This is a genomic window from Streptomyces sp. MZ04, assembly GCF_004684775.1.
GTDB lineage: Bacteria > Actinomycetota > Actinomycetes > Streptomycetales > Streptomycetaceae > Streptomyces.
This window is the reverse complement of sequence record NZ_SRIC01000407.1, coordinates 1-5,862: the sequence shown is the minus strand read 5'-3', so window position 1 is coordinate 5,862 and position 5,862 is coordinate 1. Positions and strand designations below refer to the sequence as shown.

The 5,862-nt window shown below is 71.5% G+C and carries 3 protein-coding genes, 1 tRNA gene and 2 pseudogenes; 4 read left to right on the top strand and 2 right to left on the bottom strand.

Going from position 1 to position 5,862, the window contains the following annotated elements; genetic code table 11:
- From E2651_RS40555 to E2651_RS40545, 3 genes and pseudogenes are all read left to right on the top strand, one after another.
- Positions 1-921 (top strand): (2Fe-2S)-binding protein (locus tag E2651_RS40555; protein ID WP_135336283.1); only part of this gene is annotated, 921 nt, incomplete at its 5' end.
- Positions 918-3,230 (top strand): molybdopterin cofactor-binding domain-containing protein, encoded by a 2,313-nt coding sequence (locus E2651_RS40550; protein WP_135336282.1) that lies wholly within the window; start codon positions 918-920, stop codon positions 3,228-3,230. The genes E2651_RS40555 and E2651_RS40550, both read left to right, overlap by 4 nt.
- Before the next feature lie 34 nt (positions 3,231-3,264).
- A pseudogene (locus E2651_RS40545) lies at positions 3,265-3,798 on the top strand (GNAT family N-acetyltransferase); the annotation flags it as partial.
- A gap of 45 nt (positions 3,799-3,843) precedes the next feature.
- Here the strand turns inward: E2651_RS40545 and E2651_RS40540 are convergent.
- Positions 3,844-4,716: pseudogene (locus E2651_RS40540) on the bottom strand (DMT family transporter); the annotation flags it as partial.
- A gap of 66 nt (positions 4,717-4,782) precedes the next feature.
- Here E2651_RS40540 and E2651_RS40535 point away from each other — a divergent pair.
- Positions 4,783-5,619, top strand: coding sequence for an AraC family transcriptional regulator (locus tag E2651_RS40535; RefSeq protein ID WP_245239517.1), 837 nt, complete (start codon positions 4,783-4,785; stop codon positions 5,617-5,619).
- A gap of 20 nt (positions 5,620-5,639) precedes the next feature.
- Here E2651_RS40535 and E2651_RS40530 read toward each other — a convergent pair.
- Positions 5,640-5,711 (bottom strand) — tRNA-Cys (locus tag E2651_RS40530).
- Positions 5,712-5,862 lie beyond the last annotated feature (151 nt).

Sequence of the window (5,862 nt, the reverse complement as noted above, 5' to 3'; positions counted from 1 at the left end):
GGGGGCGCCGGGGCGGGTGAGCCGTGGTCTCCGGAGCCGGAGCCTGCCGTCGAAGCTGAGCCCCCGGCCGCGGTCGAGCCCGAGCCCGAGCCCGCGCCCGTGGCTGTTCCCGAGCCCGAGCCCGAGCCCGTATCGGCCGAAGTGACCGACGACGCCCCCGTGGAGTCGCCTGAGGCCCCGGCCGCCCCTGACGCGGAAGTCGAAGCGGAAGCCGAGGCCGAAGCCGAAGCCGCCCCCGAAGACCCCCCGTCGACTTCCGCCGACCTCGGCGACGAGCACCCCCTCTGCTCCTACGTCCTGCGCGTCAATGGCACCGACCGCCCCGTCTCCGACGCCTGGATCGGCGAGTCCCTGCTCTACGTGCTGCGTGAGCGTCTCGGCCTCGCGGGCGCCAAGGACGGCTGCTCGCAGGGCGAGTGCGGGGCCTGCAACGTCCAGGTGGACGGCAGGCTCGTCGCCTCCTGCCTGGTGCCCGCCGCCACCGCCGCGGGGAGCGAGGTGCGCACCGTCGAGGGCCTCGCCGCCGACGGCCAGCCCTCCGACGTGCAGCGCGCGCTCGCCGCCTGCGGTGCCGTCCAGTGCGGTTTCTGCGTACCGGGCATGGCGATGACCCTGCACGACCTCCTGGAGGGCAACCCCGCCCCGTCCGACCTGGAGACCCGCCGCGCGCTGTGCGGCAACCTCTGCCGCTGCTCCGGCTACCGCGGTGTGCTCGACGCCGTGCACGAGGTGGTGGCCGAGCGCGAGGCGTCCGCGGCCGCCGCCGAGCCCACGGGGCCCGACGACCCGCCGGACGAGCCGCGCATCCCGCGCCAGGCGGGCCCCGGCGCCGGCGGGGTCAACCTGGCGGCGCAGAACGGAACGTACGAAGGACCGGGAACGTACGAAGGACCATACGGCCAGGACGGAGGCCAGGCGTGAGCAACGAAGCCGCGGGGGGCGCGAGCACCGCGACCGCAGCGGAGCCGCAGCCCGGCCCCGAGCCCCTGCCGCACGGCATCGGCGCATCGCTGCCGTCCGCCGAGTCCCGCGCCAAGACCGAGGGGACGTTCCCCTACGCGTCCGACCTGTGGGCGGAGGGGCTGCTCTGGGCGGCCGTCCTGCGCTCCCCGCACGCGCACGCGCGCATCGTGTCGATCGACACGTCGCAGGCGCGCGAGATGCCGGGCGTGCGGTCCGTCGTGACGCACGAGGACGTGCCGGGCGAGGCGCTGCTCGGCCGCAAGACCCCGGACCGTCCGGTGTTCGCCTCCGAGGTCGTACGCCACCACGGCGAGCCCATCGCGGCCGTCGCCGCCGACCACCCGGACACGGCGCGGATGGCCGCCGCGGCGATCTTCGTCGAGTACGAGGTGCTTGAGCCGGTAACCGACCCGGAGAAGGCCTTCGCGGCCGAACCCCTGCATCCCGACGGCAACTTGATCCGGCACATCCCGCTGCGGCACGGCGACCCGGAGGCGGCGGGCGAGCTCGTCGTCGAGGGCCTGTACCGCATCGGCCGCCAGGATCCCGCGCCGATCGGCGCGGAGGCGGGGCTCGCGGTGCCGCGTCCGGACGGGGGAGTGGAGCTCTACATCGCCTCCACCGACCCGCACACCGACCGCGACATGGCCGCCGCCTGCTACGGCATCGACCCCGGCATCGTGAAGGTCGTCGTGACCGGCGTCCCCGGGGCGACCGCCGACCGCGAGGACGCGAGTTTCCACCTGCCGCTCGGTCTGCTCGCCCTGAAGACCGGCTGCCCGGTGAAGCTGACGGCGACGCGTGAGGAGTCCTTCCTGGGCCATGCGCACCGCCATCCGACGCTGCTCCGCTACCGCCATCACGCGGATGCCGAGGGCAAGTTGGTGAAGGTGGAGGCGCAGGTCCTGCTGGACGCGGGTGCGTACGCGGACACGTCGTCGGACGCGCTGGCGGCGGCGGTCTCTTTTGCCTGCGGGCCGTACGTCGTCCCGAACGCCTTCATCGAGGGCTGGGCGGTGCGTACGAACAACCCGCCGTCCGGGCATGTCCGGGGCGAGGGTGCCATGCAGGTGTGCGCGGCGTACGAAGCCCAAATGGACAAGATCGCGAAGAAGTTGGGCATCGACCCGGCGGAGCTGCGGCTGCGCAACGTGATGGCGACGGGTGACATCCTGCCCACCGGCCAGACCGTGACGTGCCCGGCGCCGGTCGCCGAACTCCTCGCTGCCGTACGGGACTTCCCGCTCCCCGAGCTGCCGAAGGACACGCCCGAGGACGAGTGGCTGCTGCCTGGCGGCCCCGAGGGGGCGGGCGATCCTGCGGCGGTGCGCCGGGGTGTCGGCTACGGCCTCGGAATGGTCCAACTCCTGGGCGCGGAGGGCGCGGACGAGGTCTCCACGGCCACGGTGAAGGTCCAGGACGGTGTCGCCACGGTGATCTGTGCGGCGGTCGAGACGGGGCAGGGTTTTACTACGCTGGCGCGTCAGATCGTCCAGGAGACGCTGGGGATCGATGATGTGCGGGTCGCGCCCGTCGACACGGACCAGCCGCCTGCGGGGCCGAGTTGTCACGGGCGCCACACGTGGGTTTCGGGCGGTGCGGTGGAGCGTGCGGCGAAGATGGTGCGTACGCAGTTGCTGCAGCCTCTTGCTCATAAGTTCGGCATGTCCACTGAGCTGCTTCAGATCACCGACGGCAAGATCACGTCGTATGACGGGGTGTTGTCGACGACGGTGACGGAGGCGATGGACGGCAAGGAGTTGTGGGCGACGGCGCAGTGCCGTCCGCATCCGACCGAGCCGTTGGACGAGGCGGGGCAGGGCGACGCCTTTGTGGGGATGGCGTTCTGTGCGATCCGGGCGGTGGTCGATGTCGATGTCGAGATCGGTTCGGTGCGGGTTGTGGAGCTGGCCGTGGCCCAGGACGTGGGGCGCATTCTGAACCCTGCTCAGCTGAAGACGCGTATCGAGGCGGGTGTCACGCAGGGCGTGGGTGCGGCGTTGACGGAGAACCTGCGTACGCCGCGGGGTCTTGTCCGGCACCCGGATCTGACGGGCTACGCGCTGCCGACTGCCCTGGACATTCCTGACATTCGCATCGTGAAGCTGGTGGAGGAGCGGGACGTCGTCGCTCCGTTCGGCGCGAAGGCGGCCAGCGCGGTGCCGGTCGTGACGTCGCCGGCGGCGGTTGCTTCGGCGGTGCGGGCGGCTACGGGGCGGCCGGTCAATCGGTTGCCGATTCGGCCGCAGGCGGCTGTGGCGACGTGACGTCGCCTTCTTTGGCGGTCGCGCCTTCTTTGGCGATCTGATGCAGGCGCGGGCCGTTGAGCAGGCAGCTGTCAACGGGGCGGCGCGGGCCGTGGTCCACATGACCCTCAGCATCAATCCCACCCTGGACCTGCGGGCCGTGCGCGGACGGGGCTGGCGTGTGGTTCGGCGGTACCACGTGATGGATCGGCCTCTGTCCGTCTCGGCCGATCAGCCTGTGACGCCGCCGCCCGGTGTCACGTTGCGGCCCTGTCTGACCGAAGCGGACCGGCGCCGTGCCCACCTGCTGGTCGAGGGGGCGGGGGACGCGGCTGTGGTGCGTACGCACAACGACCGGTCATCGATGGCCTGGGTCGGGCACCTCGGAGTTCTGCGCGAGGCCCGGGGGCGTGGTCTTGGCAGCTTCCTGCTGCGGCACGCCTTCGGGCACTACGCCGCGCTGGGGCGTCAGCGGATCGGGCTCGGCGTGGACACCGGCAACAGCAGCGGGGCCCTCGCCCTGTACGAGCGGCACGGCATGACCCTCGACTTCGCCGCCGATACGTGGGAGTTGGTCCGCTGCGTATGACGCCCGCCTGGCGGTGAGCCTGCCGTCGAGCGCGGCCAGTGCCGCTCCCGCAAGGAGGATCAGGGCACCTGCCGCCTGCACCGCGCCGAACGTCTCCCCGAGGAACAGCGTGCCGCAGATCGTGTTGACGACCGGGACCGTGAACATCATGAGTGAGGCGGACGCGGGGCCCACCGCTCCGACTCCCCGGTAGTAGAGGAGATTGGCGACAGCCGCCGCGCCCAGTGCCAGGTAGGCCGCGTTCAGCCAGACGCTCGGCGGGAGTTCGCCCCATGTCACGTCCGGGATGTCCGGTGCTGCGGTCAGGCCGAGCAGCAGGGCTCCCGCGCAGGTGGCGTACGTGGTGGCGCGCAGGGGATCTGTGCCGGACAGGACCCGGGGGCCCGCGAGTGTGTAGGCCGCCCAGCACACCGCGCTGAGGAGGAACAGGGCGTCTCCCGCGAGGCGTGATGTGTTTCCGTGCGTGCTGCCTCCCGCGCCGAGGAAGAAGATCACCGCTCCGGCCAGGCCTAGTGCGAGGCCCGTGAGGCGTGCCCTCGATGACCGCTCCCGGCCTGTGACGAGGAGGAAGAGGCTGGTCAGTACGGGGCTCATCACGGGGATGAGGATGCCCGCGTCCAGTGACGGTGCGAGGGAGAGGCCCCAGAAGAAGAAGCCGTTGTAGGCGAAGACCCCGAGGACGCCCGCCAGGGCGGCTCGTCGGCGGGTTCGAGGGGCTGCTTTCGCCTGCCGGTTGCCGAGGAGTGCCACCGCCATCAGGAGTGCCAGTGCCGCGCCTCCGAAGCGGAGTAGGGCGGCTACCGAGTGCGGCAGGTGCTCCACCACCGACTTGGAGCTGGAAAATGCGCCGCCCCACAGCACCATGGTGATCGACAGGAGTACGTACGGGCTGTTCAAGCCTCTCTTCGTCTGTGGCATGCGCTGACTATGGCGGGCGTGGTGGTCGCTGGTCTTGAACGCTCGTGCGGTGCCCATAATGCGACCATGACCAGGTCCGACAACTGGGTGCGGTACTGGCGGGACGGCGACCGTCCCGTGGAGGCCATGCACGCGCACTTCCTCGATCACGTCTATCCGCCGCACAGCCACGACACGTACTCGTTCGGCATCACCGACGCCGGCGCCCAGCGGTTCCGTTGCCGGGGCGCCGGGCACACCAGCGGTGCCGGGATGGTGATGGCCTTCAATCCGGACGAGGTCCACGACGGGCGGGCGGCCTCCGAGCTGGGGTTCCAGTACCGCATCGTGCACATCGGTCCGCCCGTCGTACGCGATGTCATCGCCGACGCCACCGATGGACGTTCCGCCGCCCTGCCCTTGTTCCCGCAACCGGTGCTCGACGACCGGGCGCTCGCCGGCGCCCTGGCCCGGCTGTACGCGGCTCTGGCGGGCGGTGCGGATCCGTTGGTGCGCGATGAACGCCTGACCGCGGCCGTCACCGCCATGACCCGCCGTGGCGCGTCATCCACGGCATCACCCGTGGCCGCCCGGACGCCGACCGACCGCGCGCGCCGCCAAGCGGCCCGCCGGGCCCGAGCGCTGCTGGACGACGGCTACCTGGAAGCGATAGCCGCCGAGGAACTGGCAGCGGCCGCCGGTTGCAGCCGGTTCGCTCTCTACCGGTCCTTCCGTGCCGAGTTCGGCTTCGCGCCGAGCGACTATCAGCGGCAACTGCGGCTGCGCCACGCGCGTTCGCTGCTCGCGGCGGGCGCCACGCCCGCCGACGCCGCGGCGGTGACCGGCTTCGCCGACCAGGCACACCTCGGGCGCTGGTTCCAGCGGGTGTACGGCGTCACGCCCGGCGTCTTCCGCCGGGCCTGACGCGCGCTGTATTCCTTCGGAGGCCGTGGCGGGAATCGAACCCGCGTTACTGGATTTGCAGTCCAGCCCCTCAACCACTCGGGCACACGGCCAAGTCGTTGACCTGACCCCTTGAACGTAGCCGTGGCCGTCGGTGCCGCTCAAGGGATCAGCTGCGGCTGCAATGGGACTGCCATGTGGCGTTCATGAATGGGGGGTGGGCGGGGCGGCTTCGATTTCCGCCCAGATTGTTTTGCAGGGGGC